Source organism: Pseudoalteromonas carrageenovora IAM 12662, assembly GCF_900239935.1.
Lineage (GTDB): Bacteria > Pseudomonadota > Gammaproteobacteria > Enterobacterales > Alteromonadaceae > Pseudoalteromonas > Pseudoalteromonas carrageenovora.
Genome location: NZ_LT965928.1, coordinates 1,173,325 through 1,193,378, shown reverse-complemented (window position 1 = coordinate 1,193,378; position 20,054 = coordinate 1,173,325). Strand labels below are relative to the sequence as shown.

Below are 20,054 nucleotides of genomic sequence, written 5' to 3'. Positions count from 1 at the left end.
TAAACTTATTTTTCTCTAGTCAGATATTTTCAGTGCACGCATAAAAATTTTACGCGTGAAGGCTGCTCTACTTAGGGTGGCCTTAACGCAGTTAGTACTGTGGGTAGCGACGCGAGATAGATTCATCATCTAAATTTCAGGTTATTTTAAGCATGAATAGCACAACTTCTTTTTCTGTTATTGCTCCTGCAAAGCTCAACTTATTTTTACATATAAATGCACGCCGTGATGATGGCTATCACGAACTAGAAACCTTATTCACCTTTTTAAATTTTGGTGACACCCTGCATTTTGAATTAACCAATGATGCAAGTATTTCTATAACAGGTGATACTAAAGACATACCCTTGAGTGATAATCTCATCTATAAAGCGGCACTTTTATTACAAACCTATAGTAAAACACCCTACGGCGTAAAAATAAATTTAACTAAACGTTTGCCAATGGGAGGCGGTGTTGGAGGTGGTTCTTCAGATGCTGCCACAACATTATTAGCATTAAATAAAATGTGGGGGCTTGATTTAAATTTAACAATTTTAGGTAAATTAGGCTTACAATTAGGAGCCGATGTACCTGTATTCATTCAAGGTCAAAGCGCCATAGCACACGGTATTGGTGAACAATTGCACCATGTAACCCTTGAGAAAAAATGGTACTGTGTAGTTCACCCAAATCAGCATGTAAGTACAGCCAAAATTTTTACTCATCCCGATTTAAAACGCGACACACCAAAAATAATTGGCAACTGGGAACAGCACAGTTTAACTAATGATTGTGAGCCTTTAGTTAAAAAGCTCTGCCCCGAGGTTGAAAAAACCCTTCAGTGGTTGCTAAAATACGCCCCGTCGAAGATGACCGGAACAGGTTCATGTTGTTTTGTAGAATTTGCAAGTCAAGTTCAAGCACAAGATGTACTTGATAATCTCCCCCATACTTGGCAGGGTTTTGTTGCTTCTAGCGCAAATGTCTCACCTGCTCATACGGAGCTTACCGCCATATTCGATCAATGAAGTAACGTACAAGTAATCATAAGTTAACCCCTAGTGGTTTTTATCATTATTGGTTAGTCCAAAAATTCAGTGCCTGAGGAACCCTACCGTGCCTGACATGAAGCTCTTCGCTGGTAACGCAACACCTGAGTTAGCTCAAAAAGTTGCAAAACGATTATATATTGAATTAGGCGATGCTGTTGTTGGCCGTTTTAGCGACGGTGAGATCAGTGTTCAAATAAATGAAAATGTTCGTGGCTCGGATGTTTTTATATTGCAATCAACCTGTGCCCCTACAAACGATAACCTTATGGAACTTATCGTTATGGTTGATGCTCTACGTCGTGCATCTGCAGGTCGTATTACTGCCGTCATTCCTTATTTTGGTTATGCACGTCAAGATCGTCGTGTACGCTCTGCTCGTGTTCCAATTACCGCTAAAGTTGTTGCCGATTTCTTATCAAGCGTAGGCGTTGACCGTGTTCTTACGGTTGATTTACACGCAGAACAAATCCAAGGCTTCTTTGATGTACCAGTAGATAACGTATTTGGTAGCCCTGTATTACTTGAAGATATGGAAGAACGTGATTTTGAAGACGTTGTTGTAGTATCTCCAGATATCGGTGGTGTTGTACGTGCGCGTGCAATTGCAAAACTACTACACGACACTGATTTAGCTATTATCGATAAACGTCGCCCACAAGCTAACGTTTCTCAAGTAATGCATATTATTGGTGACGTAGAAGGTCGTGATTGTATTATCGTAGATGATATGATTGATACCGGTGGTACGTTATGTAAAGCCGCTGAAGCACTTAAAGAACATGGCGCTAAACGTGTATTCGCATATGCAACGCACCCTATTCTTTCAGGTAAAGCAGCAGAGAACTTACGTGACTCAATGATTGACGAAGTTATTGTAACTGACTCTATCCCGCTATCTGACGAGCTTAAAGCCCTTGATAAAATTAAGGTACTTACGCTTGCTGACATGTTAGCAGAGACTATTCGTCGTATTAGCAACGAAGAATCTATCTCAGCGATGTTTGAACACTAAGATTAAACATTTTTGAGTATAAAAGCGCCTTTTGGCGCTTTTTTTGTAAGCGATGTTTATTTTGTTTGGGTGCGGTGGTATGATAGCGCGCCTTTTGGCTAGGGACCTTGGTCGCAAAGGCCCTAAACTTTTAAATAATTGGAGACATCATGTCTAACACAACTTATACATATGACGCTGAACTTCGCGTAGAAACTGGTACTGGTGCGAGCCGCCGCCTACGTCGCGAAGACAAAGTTCCTGCAATCCTTTACGGAGCTGACAAAGAAGCTTTATCTCTTACTTTTGCTCATAAAGATATGATCAAAGCACAAGAAGATGAAGGTTTTTACACTCATATTCTTACACTTAACGTAGGCGGCGAGAAAGTTGAAGCTATCTTAAAAGATATTCAACGTCACCCATTCAAGCCTAAGCTTACTCACCTTGATTTTCAACGTGTAGACGCAACTCATAAACTTACAACTAAAGTTCCTCTTCATTTCATCGGTGAAGAAATCGTAACTAAAGCTGGCGCAACTGTAGTTCACCAGTTAACTGAAGTTGAAGTTTCTTGTCTTCCGAAAGCACTTCCAGAATTCATCGAAGTAAACGTTTCTGAGCTAGTTGTTGGTGATTCAGTTCATATTTCTGACCTTGCTTTTCCAAAAGGCGTTAGCTCAGTTGAACTAGGTAAAGGCGAAGGCCACGATCAGTCAATCTTGACTATCAAAGCTAATAAGTCTGCGCCAGTTGAAGACGACGCTGCAGACGCTGCTGAATAATATTTAAGGTTCGCACCTTGAATTCTATTCAAATGCTTGTGGGCCTGGCTAATCCAGGCCCCGAATACGCAAACACACGCCACAATGCAGGTGCTTGGTTCATCGAGCAACTCGCTGCACGCTATAACTGCACCCTAAAACACGATCCTAAATATCACGGCCTTACTGGCAAAGTGATTATCCAAGGCCAAGAATTCAAATTATTGATCCCCACTACTTACATGAATTTAAGTGGTAAAGCGGTCGGTAGTTTAGCTAATTTTTTCAAAATCCCCGTGGAAAACATTTTAGTAGCTCACGACGAATTGGATTTAGACCCAGGCGTTGCCAAATTAAAAAAAGGCGGCGGACACGGCGGTCATAATGGTTTAAAAGACATTATTGCTAAAATGGCAAATCAAAAAGACTTTATGCGTTTACGCATAGGTGTAGGTCATCCGGGGCATCGTGAAATGGTTACTGGTTGGGTGCTTGGAAAAGCAGCCAAAGAAGACCAAGAAAAAATGGATGCCGCTGTTGATGAAGCAGTTCGCTGTATGGAAATACTTGCAAAAGACGGTGTGTTAAAAGCACAAAACAGACTACATTCTTTTAAACCATAATCGTTTAAACGAATCTTAACAAGGTATCTTACTATGGGTTTTAAATGTGGCATCGTTGGCTTGCCTAACGTTGGTAAATCAACGCTTTTTAATGCACTAACTAAAGCGGGTATTGAAGCCGCTAACTTTCCTTTTTGTACCATTGAGCCTAATACAGGTGTTGTACCTGTGCCAGATCCTCGTCTAGACGAGCTTGCTAAAATAGTAAACCCGCAACGCATTCTTACTACAAGTATGGAATTTGTGGATATTGCTGGCTTAGTAAAAGGCGCATCTAAAGGTGAAGGCTTAGGTAACCAATTTTTAGCAAACATTCGTGAAACGGATGCAATTGGCCATGTAGTTCGCTGTTTTGAAGATGAAAACGTAATACACGTTGCAGGTACTATTGACCCTGCTGACGATATTGACGTAATTAACACTGAGCTTGTACTTGCTGATATGGATAGCGCTGAAAAAGCAATTTTCCGTAATGCTAAAAAAGCAAAAGGCGGCGATAAAGACGCAAAAGAGCAAAATGCTGCGCTTGAAAAAGTAAAAGTACACTTAGATGAAGGCTTAACGCTTCGCTCTTTAGAATTAACTAAAGAAGAAAAAGCAGCAATTAGCTCTATTAACTTTTTAACTATCAAGCCAACAATGTACATTGCAAACGTTGCTGAAGATGGTTTTGAGAATAACCCACTACTTGATCGCGTTCGCGCTATAGCTGAGTCAGAAGGCGCTGTTGTTGTTCCTGTGTGTGCAGCAATCGAATCTGAGCTATCTGAGCTTGATGACGAAGATAAACTTGAGTTTATGGCTGATCTTGGCTTAGAAGAGCCAGGCCTTAACCTTGTTATTCGTGGTGGTTATGAACTACTACAATTACAAACTTACTTTACAGCAGGCGTAAAAGAAGTACGCGCATGGACAATCCCTGTTGGTGCAACAGCGCCACAAGCAGCGGGTAAAATCCATACCGACTTTGAGCGTGGCTTTATCCGTGCCCAAACTATCGCTTATGAAGACTTTATTGGCTTCAAAGGTGAAAGCGGCGCAAAAGAAGCCGGCAAAATGCGCCAAGAAGGTAAAGAATACATTGTTAAAGATGGCGATGTGATGAACTTCTTGTTCAACGTTTAATTAAACGATTGAAAACCTAAAAAGGCTCGTGTTTACGAGCCTTTTTTGTATCCTTTACTATATCCTCACTACCAAAACTTCTCTTTAACTACTTAATCGTCGCACCTGCGTTTATATAATCCCTTTGCAAAAGCACTCAAGCGGCACATATAACCAAACTAAACATTATTTAAAACGCCTTTGTGTAGTTAAAAAACCCAGTTAATATCCACTTTATTAAAATAAAATAGCGCTTTAGCTATTAAATTACGTATTGAGATATCAAATTAATGCTAAAATTTAGGTTGTACGTGATAACTTGTCGAATAATCAAACAACTTTAAACAGTGTGTTTTTATTCTTTTGATTTATCGCCATGTTTTGCATTTGAATTACAGTCAAAAAATCATCATTTTTATTAAAATTTAGCCGCTTAGCTTAATTTTCCTGCAAACAAACACTGATAAGTGTTTTTTTGCAAAAAAGGTGTTGACGGATTTGGGTCATATCAGCATAATACGCCCCGCACTCAGCGATGAAGTGCTAACAAAAAAGATGGCTAAGTAGCTCAGCTGGTTAGAGCACATCACTCATAATGATGGGGTCACAGGTTCAAATCCCGTCTTAGCCACCATTTATTTTTTGTTGCTCAATGAAGAGTTTAAAATAACTACCTCAGTTTTGATTTATCAAAATTTGAAATGCGGGAGTGGCGGAATTGGTAGACGCGCTGGATTTAGGTTCCAGTAACTTAGGTTGTGAGAGTTCAAGTCTCTCCTTCCGCACCATGTTCTTGATAAGAACTAAAACTATCAATTGTTATTGTTGGGATATCGCCAAGCGGTAAGGCACCAGGTTTTGATCCTGGCATTCCCAGGTTCAAATCCTGGTATCCCAGCCAACAATGGCTAAGTAGCTCAGCTGGTTAGAGCACATCACTCATAATGATGGGGTCACAGGTTCAAATCCCGTCTTAGCCACCATCTCTTCTTTTAGAAGTGGCTCTGCAAGAGTTAAATTGCAGCTCAATGAAGAGTTTAAAATAACTACCATTTCTTTGATTAATTCAAAGTGATAATGCGGGAGTGGCGGAATTGGTAGACGCGCTGGATTTAGGTTCCAGTAACTTAGGTTGTGAGAGTTCAAGTCTCTCCTTCCGCACCATGTTCTTGATAAGAACTAAAACTATCAATTAATTCTTTGTTGGGATATCGCCAAGCGGTAAGGCACCAGGTTTTGATCCTGGCATTCCCAGGTTCAAATCCTGGTATCCCAGCCAATTTCTATACCAAGGAAATTGTTTTAAAGAATGACAGTATGCGGGAGTGGCGGAATTGGTAGACGCGCTGGATTTAGGTTCCAGTAACTTAGGTTGTGAGAGTTCAAGTCTCTCCTTCCGCACCATGTTCTTGATAAGAACTCAAACTATCAAATAATTCTTTGTTGGGATATCGCCAAGCGGTAAGGCACCAGGTTTTGATCCTGGCATTCCCAGGTTCAAATCCTGGTATCCCAGCCAATTTCTTTACCAAGGAAATTGTTTTAAAGAATGACATTATGCGGGAGTGGCGGAATTGGTAGACGCGCTGGATTTAGGTTCCAGTAACTTAGGTTGTGAGAGTTCAAGTCTCTCCTTCCGCACCATGTTCTTAACTAGAACTAAAACTCATCCAAATTTATAGTTGGGATATCGCCAAGCGGTAAGGCACCAGGTTTTGATCCTGGCATTCCCAGGTTCAAATCCTGGTATCCCAGCCAATCTCCTAAATTATTCTGTACTTATCTTCATTTAAATACTTATTTATAAAATCATCAATTATTACTGGTTTACTGTAATAATATCCTTGTAAATAGTCACAACTCATTGCTGTTAATGCCTGCTGTACGTCTTCGTTTTCTATGCCTTCGGCAACCACCTTACAATTTAATCGCGTTGCTAAAAACAAAGTAGACTCCACAATGGCGTAATCGGCTATTTGTGTCAGCATATCTTTTATAAATGATTGATCTATTTTAATTTGGCTTATTGGTAACTCTCGTAATAATACCAATGAAGAAAACCCAGTTCCAAAATCATCAACGCTAAATTCAAAGCCCCTGCTATTTAGTTTTTGCATCATGGTTTGTGCTGCAGGTAAGTTGGTCATCATGGCTCGCTCAGTAATTTCAAACATAATAAAATCACTTAAACTTGGATCATCCGCTAATAAGGTTTCCATAAACTCATAAAACTCGGGGCTTTCTAAATCTTTAGTTGATAGGTTTACGTGCAATGCGCCAATAAAGCCGGCACTCTTTAATTTTTTTAAATGATTAATTATTTCAAGTACAACCCATTTAGAAATACCCAAAATAAGCCCGCTTTGCTCTGCAATACCAATAAATAGCTCAAGGCTAATAAAAGAGCCATCACTTTGAGGCCAGCGAATAAGTACCTCAGCGCCATGCATATCCTCTGAGTCAGCTTCAAATATAGGTTGTAAGTACAGCTCAAACTCTTGCTCGTTAATAGCGCGTTTAATTTTAGAGCTCATGTCCCGTAAATCATTAGCTCGCTTACCAAGCTCTTTTTGATACGAGACATAAGGCTGCTGTGTATTTTTAGCTTCATGTAATGCTAGGTTAGCTTGAGTGAATAGCTCATTTGCATGTAAAGAGTCTTGTAAATAAAGACTTGCCCCTATTGTTAGTTTTATTCTTAAATTATGCTCATAAATAACAAAGGGTGATTTAATAGATTTATTAATAGCATTTATACATGCTTCAAAATTATCAAAAGATGAAGTCTCTACTATTAGTGCAAACTCATCTCCCCCAATACGGTAGAGTTTTGCAATACCACTTAAATTTTGGCTCATTGTTTTAGCAAACACGCTAAGTAAAATATCGCCAAACTTATTACCGTATAAATCATTAATCTTTTTAAAGTTATTTAGATCGATTAACAGCAGCGTAAAAGGGTCTTTGTACTTAATTTGGCGATTTAATATTTGAAAGAATTTTTTACGATTAGGAAGGGTAGTTAAATGGTCATGCTCTGCTAAAAAGCGTTGATGCTCTGCATACTCATCTATTTTAATAATGCTTTTTAAGCTGAGTTTAATAACTAAAAATACAAATGCCCCACCACCACATAAAATTAGTGCAATACTACTGGCAACAAAATCGCTCGATGGGTTATTAACAAAGTAATATAAAATCCACCAGTAACCTAAAATAAAGCCAACAATTAAAAAAAGTAGTAAAACCCACGACACTCTCTTTGTTTTTTTACAAATTTGTAAGGTAGGCAAAATACTAAGAGTAAGTAGTACAACCCCTATAGTAATTAGGTAAACAAAAAGATTTCCCACAACAACTCATTTTTTTATTTAATTATAAATTGAGTATGGCAAATAAATGTAATAACGAAATAAATTAACAGTAATTTGTAATTATTTTGAGAAGTTAAATAAAGACAGAAATACGCACATTAGGTGTAATGTGCGTATAGAGATTTAACCAAGCTCGCCGCTAATTGCGTATTTTAAAACCCAGTTTTTTAAAGGGCCGGTGTTATTAGCCATTTTCAAAAACTGGCTTCGCGCCCATTTAAGTGGTGTAATTTGATTAGAAAAACCAAAGTAACACGCATCCATCATACTCATCATTAATAGATTAGCTTTACGGCGGCTACGCTCATACTCTTTAAGTTTTAACGGGCAACCAATATCATCAACGCCATCAAGCGCCTGTGCAAGTGCTACAACGTCCTGAAAGCCTAAATTAACACCCTGCCCTGCAAGCGGGTTAATAGTGTGCGCAGCATCGCCAACTAACACTAACCGCCCTTGCGAGTAGTTATTAGCATGTTGTCGGGTAAGCGGAAATATCGCATGGCTTTGCACGTCAAAGTCGCCTGCAAGTGTGGGAAACTTATTTAAAATATGCGTTTTAATTTGTTCAGGTGCTAACCCTTTAAAGTGTTGTAATGTATTAGCGTCGTCATACCAAATTAAATTAGCGTATGGGGCCTGCATAGGTAAAAACGCTAAAGGCCCGGTGGGCGTAAACTGTTGCCATGTTTTTACTTGCTGTGGCGCATTAAGTTTTATAAGTACACCCATACAATGTTGTTGATACTGCCAGCCGGTTACACCAATATTAGCTTTTGCACGTAGTTGCGATTGCCCGCCGTCAGCTGCAATCACTAAATCAGCATTATAGCGTGTGTCGCCGTATGCAAGTGTTATAGAGTCAATATTCTGTTCAATAGCACTCACAGAAGCTGATTGCTCAATAACTTCTATATTGTAATGAGTAAACTGCTTCCACAAGCTTGCTTGAATAAGGCTGTTTTCGATTAGGTGGCCTAAATGTGAGGTATTAATATCGGCGCAATCAAATAAAAGGTTATCGCCACCACGCTCAAATGCTTCTAGTTGTTTATAAGGTGCTAGGCGAGTTTGCCTTAAAATAGGCATAGCACCTAATTCATCAAGCAAATTTTCTGAAAAACGATTAATAGCCGATACGCGTATGTCTACGGTATCGCTTGCTAAAATATTATCGGCATCAATTATATGCTTTTCTATAATGCGTACCGACTTTCCTTGCTGTGCTAACCTAATGGCCATAGCGGCTCCAACCATGCCACCACCAACAACTATCGCTTTATTTTGAGTCATGTTTTTCATCATTTTGTTAATACGTGAATCTATTTTTATTGTACCGTAACTCGCTGCTTTAGTGCGAGAGTATATAACTATCAAGCTATTAAACTGGCTCTGCATTGATTTAAGATCACAAACATAAAAACTATACTTGAGGCTGGGCGGGTATCCAGCTAAAATACGCGTCCTTTAAGTGAGCAACCTTGCTCCTTAATCCTGATTTAAGCACATTTTTGTGCCACTACCGAATTGAACACGAGGCTATATTTCAATGAGCAAAAAGCTGCATATCAAAACCTGGGGTTGTCAGATGAACGAGTATGACTCTCAGAAAATGGCTGAACTTCTAGATGCTACCAACGGCTACCAGCTAACTGAAGATGCAACAGATGCCGACGTAATATTACTTAACACCTGTTCGATTCGTGAAAAAGCGCAAGAAAAAGTATTTCACCAATTAGGTCGTTGGAAATTATTAAAAGACGACAAGCCAGATTTAATTATTGGTGTTGGTGGTTGTGTTGCCTCACAAGAAGGTGATTCTATTCGCCAGCGTGCGCCATTTGTCGATGTTATTTTTGGCCCACAAACACTGCACCGTTTACCAGAAATGATTAAGCAAGTGCAAGGCGATAAAGGCTCATCGGTTGTTGATATTTCGTTCCCAGAGATTGAAAAGTTTGACCGTTTACCAGAGCCAAAAGCCGAAGGCCCTTCTGCATTTGTATCAATTATGGAAGGGTGTTCTAAGTACTGTACTTTTTGTGTTGTACCTTACACCCGTGGTGAAGAAGTTAGCCGCCCAGTAGATGACGTACTACTAGAAGTAGCACAACTTGCTGAGCAAGGCGTACGTGAAGTAAACCTTCTAGGTCAAAACGTAAATGCATACCGTGGTGATACTCACGATGGCGACATTTGCTATTTCTCAGATTTAATTCGTTTAATCGCCGCAATTGACGGTATTGACCGTATTCGTTATACCACATCGCACCCAGTAGAATTTACGCCAGACATCATCGACGTATACGCTGATGTGCCAGAGCTTGTCGATCACTTACACTTACCAGTGCAAAGTGGTTCAGATCGCATTCTTAATTTAATGAAGCGCGGCCACACAGCAATTGAATACAAATCAACTATTCGTAAGTTACGTAAAATTCGCCCTAACTTAAGCATGTCGTCAGATTTCATTATTGGTTTCCCAGGTGAAAGCAAAACAGACTTTGAAGCCACTATGAACCTAATTAACGATATTGGTTTTGATATGAGCTTTAGCTTTATTTACAGTGCACGCCCGGGTACACCAGCGGCTGACTTGCCAGATGACGTAACAGAGCAAGAGAAAAAAGAGCGCTTATACCTACTACAAAACCGCATTACACAAATGGCGCAACAAATTAGCCGCCAAATGTTTGATACAGAGCAACGTATTTTAGTTGAAGGTCCTTCTAAAAAGAACCCAATGGAATTACGTGGCCGTACCGAAAACAACCGTGTAGTTAACTTTGTTGGCCCACACACAGTGATCGGACAGTTTGTTGATGTACGTATTACCGAAGCACTACCAAACTCTTTACGTGGTGATTTAATTCGTACAGAATCAGAAATGAACTTACGACGTGAAATTGCGCCTTCGGCTATTTTAACTAAAGCTGCAAGCGTTGAGCCAAAAATTGAAACAACAAACGAAATTGGCGTAGCTACTTTCGTACCTTAGTTGCATAAATTCATTGCGCCAGTACGCACTGGCGCACCCGAATAGGAAGTAATTTTGAGTAATCAGTTAAAAACGTTAGAGATTTATTTAGAACCTGCCGACAACAAACGCCTTTCTTCTTTATGTGGCCCGTTTGACGAAAACATCAAACGAATTGAACGCCGCCTAGGTGTTGAAATTATCCACCGCGACAACTTTTTTAAAGTAACAGGTAAACTGCATTCAAGCGCTGCAGCCGTAGAAATCTTAAAAGACTTATACGTGAGTACTCAACCTGTTCGTGGTGAAATTGGTGAAATAGAGCCCGACAACGTACATTTAGCCATTACCGAATCAAAAGCCCTAGAGCAAGATGTACCACAAAGTGCTTACGGCAAAGAAATGTACATTAAAACCCGCCGTGGCGTAATTAAACCGCGCAACGACAACCAAGGTTTATATGTAGCTAACATTTTACATCACGATATTACTTTTGGTATTGGCCCCGCTGGTACAGGTAAAACGTACCTTGCAGTTGCCGCTGCGGTAGATGCACTAGAGCGTCAAGAAATTCGCCGAATATTACTTACTCGCCCAGCAGTAGAAGCCGGTGAAAAGTTAGGTTTTTTACCTGGTGACTTAAGCCAAAAAGTAGACCCATACCTGCGCCCTCTTTACGACGCGTTATTTGAAATGCTGGGTTTTGAAAAAGTAGAAAAACTAATCGAAAAACACATTATTGAAATTGCACCACTTGCTTACATGCGTGGTCGTACACTAAATGATGCGTTTATTATTTTAGATGAAAGCCAAAACACCACCGCCGAGCAAATGAAAATGTTTTTAACCCGTATAGGCTTTAACTCTAAAGCGGTTATTACGGGCGATATAACACAAGTAGATTTACCTCGTGGTGCACGTTCAGGCCTTCGCCACGCAATAGAAGTACTCGACGGCGTTGAAGAAATTAGCTTTAACTACTTTAAATCGCACGACATAGTACGCCATCCTGTGGTTGGCCGCATTGTAGAAGCCTACGAGCGTAACGACGAAAACGAGCGACTTAAACGTATAGAAAAGCAAAAAGCCAAAGACTTATTGGCCGCTCAACAGCCACCTTCTACTAAAGAGTAATACCGTGAGCACCGAACTTGATTTACAAATAGCGTGTGAGTTTGACAATCTCCCAAGCGAAGCGCAATTTGCACTGTGGGCCGACAAAGCCCTAAGCCAATACCGTGATGAGTCTGAACTCAGCATTGTAATAAGCGACGAAGCACAATCGCAGCAGCTAAATAACGATTACCGCGGTAAAAATAAACCAACCAACGTACTCTCATTTGAATTTGAAGCGCCACCAGGAATAGACATTCCTCTTGTCGGCGATTTAATTATTTGCCCAGCCATTGTTTTGGCTGAAGCAATTGAGCAAGAGAAGTCATTTCATGACCACTTTGCTCATATGGTTATTCATGGATGCTTGCATTTACTTGGATTTGACCATATAAAGAGTGAGGACGCACTCGAGATGGAAAGTATAGAAAAGCAATTACTTGGCGAGCTCAACATAGCCGACCCATACCGAGACGATATTTAAATTAACGGAGCAATTAGACGCAATGAGCGACGATAACTCGCAATCTAGCCAGGGTTCTTCTGGCAAAACGTGGATGGGCCGCATAGCCCAAATGTTGCAAGGGGAACCCCAGAATAGAGAAGAGCTGGTTGAAGTAATAGCCGATGCGCAAGAGCGTGACGTAATAGATCCAGAAACCAAAGAGATGATTGAAGGTGTGCTTGGCGTGTCTAAGCTTAAAGTGCGTGACATAATGATCCCGCGCTCACAAATGATCACCCTTGAGGTAGATAGCCCACTAGAAGAACTCATCCCAATGATGGTCGACTCAACTCACTCACGCTTTCCGGTAGTGTGTGAAGATAAAGACCACGTAGAGGGGATATTGCTCGCTAAAGATTTGCTACCGCTTATCTTAAATAAAGACGAGCACCTACCATCACTGCGCGATTATTTACGCCCAGCCATGGTAGTACCAGAGAGTAAACGCGTAGATACCCTACTAAACGAATTTCGTCAGCAACGCTACCACATGGCTATTGTTATTGACGAATACGGCGGTGTATCGGGCCTTGTAACAATCGAAGACATTCTTGAAATAATCGTTGGCGAAATCGAAGATGAGCACGACGAAGAAGAAGATCAACAAGATATTCGACAGCTTGCTAAGCACGTATACGTAGTACAAGCGCTTACCCCTGTAGATGACTTTAACGAGTACTTTAAAACAGGTTACAGCACCGACGAAGCCGACACCATTGGCGGCACTGTATTACACGCATTTGGCCATATGCCAAGTCGCGGTGAAACAATAGACATAGAAGGTTACCAGTTTAAAGTAACCAACTCTGACAATCGTCGTATCTTACAACTGCAAGTCACCGTACCTAAGGTTGATGAAAACGACAGTGAAGACTCTGCTAACTAAACTCACCCTGTTAGCAAAAGATAAAAAAGCATGGCTCGCACTTATTGCGGGCCTAGTTTTAACTTTTGGCTACGCCCCTTTTCAAATTTGGCCCATCGTATTTTTTAGCCTTGCCGCCATTATTTTTTGCATTAATCCAAACAACACAGGTAAAGCACACGCTAAAACTGCCGCTAAATATGGTTTTATATTTGGTTTAGGCTGGTTTGGTGCTGGTATAAGTTGGGTGCATGTATCAATAGCCACTTTTGGTGGCATGCCACTTATTGCCTCACTTTCATTAATGGCATTTTTATGCGCGTACTTAGCATTATTCCCGGCGCTTGCGTTTTGGGCTGCAACTCGCTTTGCAAGCGGCCATAAAAGCTTTGGTGCATTACTAATAGTAAGCGTTGCAATGAGTGAGTATTTACGCGGTACCGTATTAACAGGCTTTCCTTGGTTAAGCTTTGGTTATACGCAAACCGATGGCCCACTAAGATTACTTGCTCCCTACATTGGCGAGTTTGGCTTAACCCTTGCCTGCGTAGCCATTGCTTTTGCACTTTATAGGCTTACTCAAAAAGATTTTAAAACGCCATTAGCAACCGCCGCTGCTTTTGTAATACTTGTTGTTAGCGCATTAAATACAGGCTCAGATCAGTATTCAGGTAAACACATGTCAACATTACTTGTGCAAGGTAATATAAAACAGCACCTGCGCTTTGAGCCTAGTGAGTTTTGGACCACCATGAGCAAGTATCAAGACTTAACCCGCCCACATTGGGATGCCGACTTAATTGTATGGCCTGAAGCCGCAGTGCCCGAAATAGAAATGCTGGCCGACACCTACTTAGCCAATTTAGACCGGGCCGCATCGTTTAATAAAACCGCGTTAGTAACCGGTATTGTTGACTACCAACTCGATACTAAAACCATTTACAACACACTTATTGTGGTAGGCAATAAAGAGCACAACGACGAGCAGGGCCACTATCGCTACTTAGACAAAAACCGCTATCGTAAACATCAGCTACTCCCTATTGGCGAATTTGTACCGTTTCAAGACTTTCTGCGTCCAATAGCACCACTATTTGATTTACCTATGTCGTCGTTTACCCGTGGTGATAAAGTACAAAACAACTTGCGTGCCAATGGCTTTAACCTGCTACCCGCCATTTGCTACGAAATAGTATTTGCCGATTTAGTACGCGGTAACTACAAAAGCGACTCAGACCTGCTATTTACGGTAAGTAACGACGCGTGGTTTGGCGACTCTATTGGGCCTTTGCAACACATGCAAATAGCCCGCATGCGCGCATTAGAGTTACAGCGCCCACTGGTACGCGTTACCAACAATGGTGTAAGCGCCGTATACGACCCAATAAGCCACACACAACAAACCATGCCACAGTTTAAAGCTGCGACCATGAAGGCCGATATAAAGCTTATACAAGGCGACAGCGTGTACAGTCAATACGGCAATGTGTTTGTATGGGGATTTGTGGTGTTGCTGGGAGTGGGTGGATTTGGGGTTAGGTTTAGGAAATGAAATAGGGTTGGTAGCTGTGTAAAAAAACAGCTATTAAAAAGAAAGGAGTTTATAGTTGGGTTTCGCTTCGCTCTACCCAACTTACAATAATTACCTTTTGATCCAACCTATGCTTAAAATATAGCGAGTACCTTGCTCTATTTTTAATACTTGATGCCGCTCAATATCGGGTCTGAAAAGTTTAATTCGACTGTAATTTATAATTGGGTTTTCACACATAAACTCACCACCCCTAGCGGCATGCTTCAATACAACATTAAGCCTAAAGTGCCTGCCAGTTTTAACTTCATCGGTATGCGGCTTTATTTCACTGCCCTGCGGGAATTTAATTAAGTATGCATCCAATTTAAAAGGGAAAAGCATGTAGCACAATAACATTTTATCGTAACCCGACTCTTGCCGACCCCGTTGCCAACTAAATAATCTATTTGCCATAAGCTAAGTTTTCACTAAAGAATCTTAAGAAAGAAGATTAAAGCCAGCTAAACTTTAATTCTACAGAGTGTACTCTGCTCGCCTGTGGTCTTAGTAGATTGCAGTGAATATCAATATAGCTACTTTTATTTGGTTCTATAAATATGTCATCGCTTTTACCTGAACAATTACCAACAAATTTACCGTTTTCATCAAATGTAGATGCAATTACGCCACCAGCATATATGCTTTCGTTAGAGATGTTTTTTAACTCTGCAGTTATTCTTACGCGCCCATTTTCTTTAAAAATATCAGAGAGAGTAAGTTTGTAATCATTACTTAAATCAGACGTGCTATCTAAGACTTTATTAGAAACCAGCTCTTTAAATCCACTATCCACTTCAGCAGCTATTGTGAGCGCGTATACACTAATACCACCGAGTGTTGCTATTACAAACCCTACTCCCCAAAAAAAGCCTTTTATGATCTCATTAAAATTAGTACTCATTTAATTCCCTATTAATTTTTTACCACTGAATTTAGTAAATAATATACCCAAAGTAACTCTTTTTCTTACCAAGTTTACGGGTTAAGTTTATCTATTTAATAAGCTTTTTAACCCATAATACCAACTAAGTGCAGCGACTGTGCCATGGGTTTCATCTTCAAAGTAACGTTGATTTATAACTAGATTATCGCTTGAATGAGCTTTTAACTTTTCAGCGAATGCTAATCCCCATTGGTAATTTGTTTCACCAATTTCGCCAAATGCTTTAGCATTATTTGCAAAAGTAAAATACACATTGCCGTTAAGCGGTTTATTTTTAAGTTGCTTCTCATGAAAATAACGGTTTAGGAAGTTGTTATCCCACAGGTAAGTTGCATCAATAATTAAGTAGTCTGTAAACAGCGCATGGTTGGTAAGCAATACATAGCTAGCAAACAGGCCACCAAAAGACTCGCCAATTAATACGCGTTTAGTTGATGCTCGGTAGTTTTTATTAATGAGTGGAACGAGTTCTTTTTCAAAAAAGGCGCTGTAGTTTGCGGCGTTGCCAATATTTTCAAACTTTTCTAGAAGTTTACCGTTGAATGTCCAATTGACATTGGTTGGGGTAAAGTCACGTTCTCTTATCGCATTTTTACTATTAGGAATAGCTACTATAATTGCTTGTTGTATTTGCTGCTCTAGCCGCTGAGTACTAAGTGCCTCTACTAGCCCAGCGACAGCCTTTAGATGTGTTTGGTCACCATCGAGCAAGTAAATAACTGGATATACTTTATTAGAATTTTTGTTATAGCTTGGCGGTAAATAAACACTAAAGCTGCGTTGCTCATCTAAAATAACAGACTCAATTTGATGCGCTTTTGCTAACACAATATTTTCTGACGCATACGAAACCGTAATAAAATACAGATTAATAAATACAATTAATAAAGCTTTCATAACCATCCTTGTAATAAGAGCAAAATTAACTTTTTACAGTCTCTTCTACCGTTCGCATATTTACAACTTGATTCACACTGCCTTGAATAACCACAGTTGCTGATATTTTATCTTGAATAGCTTGCCTGTTTGGATCCCAATACACTTGTAAAAAGCCTAATAAACCTGTGGCAAAACCAGCCCCATAGCCGCCGTAGCGCCCAAAGCAATCTAATAAACCTAATGGCTCACCGCTAAGTGCTACTACGCGAATATTACATACTTTTTTACCTGGGGTTTGTCCGCGCCATAATAACGAGAACAACGTAAAGTATACGGCCGCCCAACCAAAGCCAAGGCCTAGGTCTTGAATAATGCCTTTGCCCCACTGCAAAATGCTGGTGACAGGTTTGCTTTTCTCGCTTTTAGTGACTGCTTTTTCAACTATATTGCTTTCATCTGAAGCTTCGCCCGAAATGCTCTTTAGCTCTGTATCATTATTTTTAAAATCATCTGCCGCTATAGGCTCATCATCAATAGCCATTAACTGCAATAACGTGCGCGTAACTTCAATCCCGCCAACATCTTCAATTTCAGCAAGCGTTGGTAATTGGCCAACTAAATTAGCACGAGCAGCGCTTTGGCAAACATCATCGCAGTTTTTACCGTCGCCTGTTTGCGCTAAATATGTGCGTATTATTGATTTGTCATGCTCACTTAACTCATCGTTTTTCTGCGTTTTTTCTATTTGTATACCTTGAATAGCGTTATCGTCTTCAAAAAAATCTATTGCTAATGAGAGCACGGTGAGTGCGCTTACAAACAAAAAGCTCGCTGCAAAAAGTTTTAGAGCTCTGCGCCAAAACGATGACATTTTTGGCAGGTATTGCTGCGCAGTGCCTTTATAAAAAGCCATCGCAGCTACAAATGCAATTAAAGTCGCGCTTAGCTTAGCGGCCATAAATATCAAAGTGACATCTATAATCATCGCCATTGCACGTTTAATAGGGGTCGCTAAAGGTATGCCTAATAATGCTTGGTCAATTTTAAAGGCGTATGGGGTGATCACGTCTTTGGTTTCAGAGTCCGATAATGCTAATTGTTCTATTTCTTTGGCTTTCATTTTTATACTTGTTATTAAAATGGGTAACCCATTTAACTTACGCGCTTTTTATTTTTAGCTCAAGTTAAAGGTATTGATTTACATGCATAAAAAAATCACTTGAACTACGTCCTTCAAAAAGTTGTGTTTCATTCACAACAGTGCAATTTAGCAAAACACCTTAATTTAAGGTGAACTAATTAAGATTTGTTTACTCATAACAGCACTATTTAGTTGAGGATGTAATGTGAATATAGGGAAAGCGTGGCCGTGGGCTATATCTTTTTGTATACACACTATTGTGTTGTACTTTTTGCTTTCACAATCGATTAAAGTTACGCAGCCACAAAAGGAAAATAGCGCAATAGTACAAGCCTATGTAACCGTTAATTTAGCAAGCCACCCTAAGTCAAGCTCAGTTGCTACAACAACCAATGCACCTAAAATAAAACCTGTAGATACTAAATCAGATACCTCAAATGTAGTGAGCTCTAACGCTACACCTATCAAAACAAGTTCTACAAAAGCCAAAGTAAAGGTGACTCAAAACAATCAAGCTAAAATCACAACGTTACCTAAAGCACAAACAGAGCTTAAAAATATCTCTACTGAACCTGTTGAACCCAAGCCAGCCGCGCCTGCAGAACCACCTTCAGAGCCTTCAGCAACATCGCCTCAAACATTTAAAAAGCTAAACCCCTATGCACCGGTGTTTGGCTCACCCGTAAATAATATGACTCATAAAAAAATGATCACCTTTGGTGAGGATAAAGGCTCTACAAATCAAGAAATAAACAACGAGCCCACTATTAAAACGCCAGTGAAGTCTGATAAGTCAGAAGTAATTAGTCAAAATACAACAGGGACAAAGCGATTAGAAAAATTTAATGGTAAGTGTTATTTAATAGATACCGCTACCGTATTTGGCAGTAATGGTTTGCCTCAAGGTAGCGGTAAACCTTGCCCTGAAGATAAAACAGATAAAGAAATCATGTTTGAAAAAATCATGAAAAAATGGAGCAAAAAAAATAATTAGCTTTAAATAAGTGAACAAAAAATATGTTTAGTCGTATTAATAATCTAAAGCTATTAGGAATTGCCATGACCACTGTACAGCTCTCATCACTTTTTGTATTTAATGCGTTATTTTTAACCACCCACGCTAATGCCAATCAACATTGGTATGTAGTAAACGACTCAGTAATGGGTGGGGTATCAAATAGCCAAGTAAACCAAACTGCTGAAAGTTTAATATTTGAAGGGAATGTATCGCTTGAAAACAACGGCGGTTTTGCATCAATACGTACCGAACTTAACGCGCAAGGTCAGAACTCTAAAGCGATAGTGCTGCGCATTAAAGGTGATGGAAAAACCTATCAACTAAGACTCAGAACATCCGGCTACCTTGATGGCCCAGCCTATACACATTCATTTAGCACAACAAAAAATGAATGGATGGATATTCACTTTACTCCTGATGATTTTACGTTAACTTTTCGTGGGCGAGTACTTGAGCAACAACCAGCTTTTAATTTTAGTGATGTTAAACAACTAGGCTTTTTAATTGCAGGTAAACAAGAGGGTAATTTTAAACTTGAAGTGAGCAAAATCGAGTTTAAAAGCTAACCTATAAGCCCTGCGTTGTTAAATTGTATAGCTATCGCCACGCCTTTTCATTTCACTAATAACCAGCTCAATCATTTGCTGCTTTATTGCCGCTTGTTCTGATTTTAATTCCCCGAGTTGTAGCTCAAGCCTATCTATTTGATCTTGCTGTTGTGTGTTTTTATATTTTTTTACACCTAGGTGCTCTGCATCTAAAGTTAAATTGGCATCACTTTTATTTAGCTCCTTGGCGCTGTTATCTATGGATATACTACGTTGAACTGGGCTTTGCTTAAGTTTGATAATTTGCTCTTGTAATGCAACAATTTGACCTGTGAAATGTTTATATACTTTTTCTAAATTTTTATACTGGTTGCCAAACGTTGCGTTATCTTCGCTGTATTTTTGTGCTTTAGTATCTAAAAACTTTGATAACACATAGTTTGGTTCTTCCTCACTCTCTTGCTCGGTAAGTTGTTTATCTGGCAGCTTTAGAGGCTGAGGGTTATTAGTAAGTACTTTATAGGAAATGGGAGACGGTGAAATATTCATTACTTTATCCCTAAAATAGTTTGTCACTATTATAGGTATCGACCTAATTATAA

19 protein-coding genes and 10 tRNA genes are annotated in these 20,054 nt (G+C 39.8%); 22 read left to right on the top strand and 7 right to left on the bottom strand.

Features of this window, described 5'->3' with window-relative positions; translation table 11 throughout:
* Nucleotides 1-152 precede the first annotated feature (152 nt).
* The 15 genes from ispE to ALFOR1_RS05430 all read left to right on the top strand — a co-directional run bounded on the left by ispE (nt 153) and on the right by ALFOR1_RS05430 (nt 6,274).
* Nucleotides 153-1,010: a 4-(cytidine 5'-diphospho)-2-C-methyl-D-erythritol kinase gene (ispE, locus tag ALFOR1_RS05500; RefSeq protein ID WP_058547456.1), complete on the top strand. Its 858-nt coding sequence runs from the start codon at nt 153-155 to the stop codon at nt 1,008-1,010.
* 88 nt (nt 1,011-1,098) lie between these two features.
* The gene (locus ALFOR1_RS05495; RefSeq protein WP_058547455.1) at nt 1,099-2,046 is read left to right on the top strand and encodes a ribose-phosphate pyrophosphokinase; all 948 of its coding nucleotides are present in this window, start codon (nt 1,099-1,101) and stop codon (nt 2,044-2,046) included.
* Nucleotides 2,047-2,195: 149 nt separating this feature from the next.
* Nucleotides 2,196-2,810 (top strand): 50S ribosomal protein L25/general stress protein Ctc, encoded by a 615-nt coding sequence (locus ALFOR1_RS05490; protein ID WP_104642307.1) that lies wholly within the window; start codon nt 2,196-2,198, stop codon nt 2,808-2,810.
* A 17-nt stretch (nt 2,811-2,827) separates the two neighbouring features.
* Nucleotides 2,828-3,412 carry an aminoacyl-tRNA hydrolase gene (pth, locus tag ALFOR1_RS05485; protein ID WP_058547453.1) on the top strand — a complete coding sequence of 195 codons (585 nt, stop codon included), beginning with the start codon at nt 2,828-2,830 and terminating at the stop codon, nt 3,410-3,412.
* Between the two features lie 33 nt (nt 3,413-3,445).
* Nucleotides 3,446-4,537 carry a redox-regulated ATPase YchF gene (gene ychF, locus ALFOR1_RS05480; RefSeq protein WP_058547452.1) on the top strand — a complete coding sequence of 364 codons (1,092 nt, stop codon included), beginning with the start codon at nt 3,446-3,448 and terminating at the stop codon, nt 4,535-4,537.
* A 536-nt stretch (nt 4,538-5,073) separates the two neighbouring features.
* Nucleotides 5,074-5,150, top strand: a tRNA-Met gene (locus ALFOR1_RS05475).
* A gap of 69 nt (nt 5,151-5,219) precedes the next feature.
* Nucleotides 5,220-5,304 (top strand) — tRNA-Leu (locus ALFOR1_RS05470).
* 38 nt (nt 5,305-5,342) lie between these two features.
* A tRNA-Gln gene (locus tag ALFOR1_RS05465) sits at nt 5,343-5,417 on the top strand.
* A 5-nt stretch (nt 5,418-5,422) separates the two neighbouring features.
* A tRNA-Met gene (locus tag ALFOR1_RS05460) sits at nt 5,423-5,499 on the top strand.
* Nucleotides 5,500-5,595: 96 nt separating this feature from the next.
* Nucleotides 5,596-5,680: transfer RNA gene (locus ALFOR1_RS05455), tRNA-Leu, on the top strand.
* Nucleotides 5,681-5,720: 40 nt separating this feature from the next.
* Nucleotides 5,721-5,795 (top strand) — tRNA-Gln (locus tag ALFOR1_RS05450).
* Nucleotides 5,796-5,835: 40 nt separating this feature from the next.
* A tRNA-Leu gene (locus ALFOR1_RS05445) sits at nt 5,836-5,920 on the top strand.
* A gap of 40 nt (nt 5,921-5,960) precedes the next feature.
* Nucleotides 5,961-6,035: transfer RNA gene (locus ALFOR1_RS05440), tRNA-Gln, on the top strand.
* 40 nt (nt 6,036-6,075) lie between these two features.
* Nucleotides 6,076-6,160: transfer RNA gene (locus tag ALFOR1_RS05435), tRNA-Leu, on the top strand.
* A 39-nt stretch (nt 6,161-6,199) separates the two neighbouring features.
* Nucleotides 6,200-6,274: transfer RNA gene (locus ALFOR1_RS05430), tRNA-Gln, on the top strand.
* 5 nt (nt 6,275-6,279) lie between these two features.
* On the opposite strand, the gene ALFOR1_RS05425 is transcribed toward ALFOR1_RS05430, so the two are convergent.
* Nucleotides 6,280-7,869: a putative bifunctional diguanylate cyclase/phosphodiesterase gene (locus ALFOR1_RS05425; protein WP_104642306.1), complete on the bottom strand. Its 1,590-nt coding sequence runs from the start codon at nt 7,867-7,869 to the stop codon at nt 6,280-6,282.
* Nucleotides 7,870-8,013: 144 nt separating this feature from the next.
* Nucleotides 8,014-9,183 (bottom strand): FAD-dependent monooxygenase, encoded by a 1,170-nt coding sequence (locus tag ALFOR1_RS05420; RefSeq protein WP_227006920.1) that lies wholly within the window; start codon nt 9,181-9,183, stop codon nt 8,014-8,016.
* 256 nt (nt 9,184-9,439) lie between these two features.
* Between ALFOR1_RS05420 and miaB the strand changes: the two genes are divergently transcribed.
* Genes miaB through lnt form a run of 5 tightly spaced genes read left to right on the top strand, consistent with a single transcriptional unit; the run spans nt 9,440 to nt 14,902 of the window.
* A complete protein-coding gene (miaB, locus tag ALFOR1_RS05415) occupies nt 9,440-10,888 on the top strand; it encodes a tRNA (N6-isopentenyl adenosine(37)-C2)-methylthiotransferase MiaB (protein ID WP_058547450.1) in 1,449 nt (482 codons plus the stop codon).
* 54 nt (nt 10,889-10,942) lie between these two features.
* Nucleotides 10,943-12,001 carry a PhoH family protein gene (locus ALFOR1_RS05410; protein WP_104642304.1) on the top strand — a complete coding sequence of 353 codons (1,059 nt, stop codon included), beginning with the start codon at nt 10,943-10,945 and terminating at the stop codon, nt 11,999-12,001.
* 4 nt (nt 12,002-12,005) lie between these two features.
* Nucleotides 12,006-12,464 carry an rRNA maturation RNase YbeY gene (gene ybeY / locus ALFOR1_RS05405; RefSeq protein ID WP_104642303.1) on the top strand — a complete coding sequence of 153 codons (459 nt, stop codon included), beginning with the start codon at nt 12,006-12,008 and terminating at the stop codon, nt 12,462-12,464.
* A 22-nt stretch (nt 12,465-12,486) separates the two neighbouring features.
* The gene (gene corC / locus ALFOR1_RS05400; RefSeq protein WP_058547447.1) at nt 12,487-13,371 is read left to right on the top strand and encodes a CNNM family magnesium/cobalt transport protein CorC; all 885 of its coding nucleotides are present in this window, start codon (nt 12,487-12,489) and stop codon (nt 13,369-13,371) included.
* Nucleotides 13,352-14,902: an apolipoprotein N-acyltransferase gene (gene lnt / locus ALFOR1_RS05395; RefSeq protein ID WP_173827043.1), complete on the top strand. Its 1,551-nt coding sequence runs from the start codon at nt 13,352-13,354 to the stop codon at nt 14,900-14,902. Before corC ends, lnt begins: the two co-directional genes overlap by 20 nt.
* 90 nt (nt 14,903-14,992) lie before the next feature.
* Here lnt and ALFOR1_RS05390 read toward each other — a convergent pair whose 3' ends face one another.
* From ALFOR1_RS05390 to ALFOR1_RS05375, 4 genes are all read right to left on the bottom strand, one after another.
* On the bottom strand, nt 14,993-15,337 hold the full coding sequence (locus ALFOR1_RS05390) for a 2OG-Fe(II) oxygenase (protein WP_104642301.1): 345 nt from the start codon (nt 15,335-15,337) through the stop codon (nt 14,993-14,995).
* A gap of 37 nt (nt 15,338-15,374) precedes the next feature.
* Nucleotides 15,375-15,824, bottom strand: a complete 450-nt coding sequence (locus ALFOR1_RS05385) for an ATPase (RefSeq protein WP_104642300.1) — start codon at nt 15,822-15,824, stop codon at nt 15,375-15,377.
* A gap of 87 nt (nt 15,825-15,911) precedes the next feature.
* Nucleotides 15,912-16,763 carry an alpha/beta hydrolase gene (locus ALFOR1_RS05380; protein ID WP_104642299.1) on the bottom strand — a complete coding sequence of 284 codons (852 nt, stop codon included), beginning with the start codon at nt 16,761-16,763 and terminating at the stop codon, nt 15,912-15,914.
* Nucleotides 16,764-16,788: 25 nt separating this feature from the next.
* Entirely contained in the window at nt 16,789-17,865 is a 1,077-nt protein-coding gene (locus tag ALFOR1_RS05375; protein WP_104642298.1) for an RDD family protein, read from the bottom strand.
* A gap of 226 nt (nt 17,866-18,091) precedes the next feature.
* Here ALFOR1_RS05375 and ALFOR1_RS05370 point away from each other — a divergent pair, with 226 nt between their 5' ends.
* The gene (locus tag ALFOR1_RS05370; protein WP_104642297.1) at nt 18,092-18,880 is read left to right on the top strand and encodes a hypothetical protein; all 789 of its coding nucleotides are present in this window, start codon (nt 18,092-18,094) and stop codon (nt 18,878-18,880) included.
* A 65-nt stretch (nt 18,881-18,945) separates the two neighbouring features.
* A complete protein-coding gene (locus tag ALFOR1_RS05365) occupies nt 18,946-19,470 on the top strand; it encodes a CIA30 family protein (protein WP_104642296.1) in 525 nt (174 codons plus the stop codon).
* Between the two features lie 18 nt (nt 19,471-19,488).
* Here ALFOR1_RS05365 and ALFOR1_RS05360 read toward each other — a convergent pair whose 3' ends face one another.
* Nucleotides 19,489-20,001: a hypothetical protein gene (locus ALFOR1_RS05360; protein WP_104642295.1), complete on the bottom strand. Its 513-nt coding sequence runs from the start codon at nt 19,999-20,001 to the stop codon at nt 19,489-19,491.
* Nucleotides 20,002-20,054 lie beyond the last annotated feature (53 nt).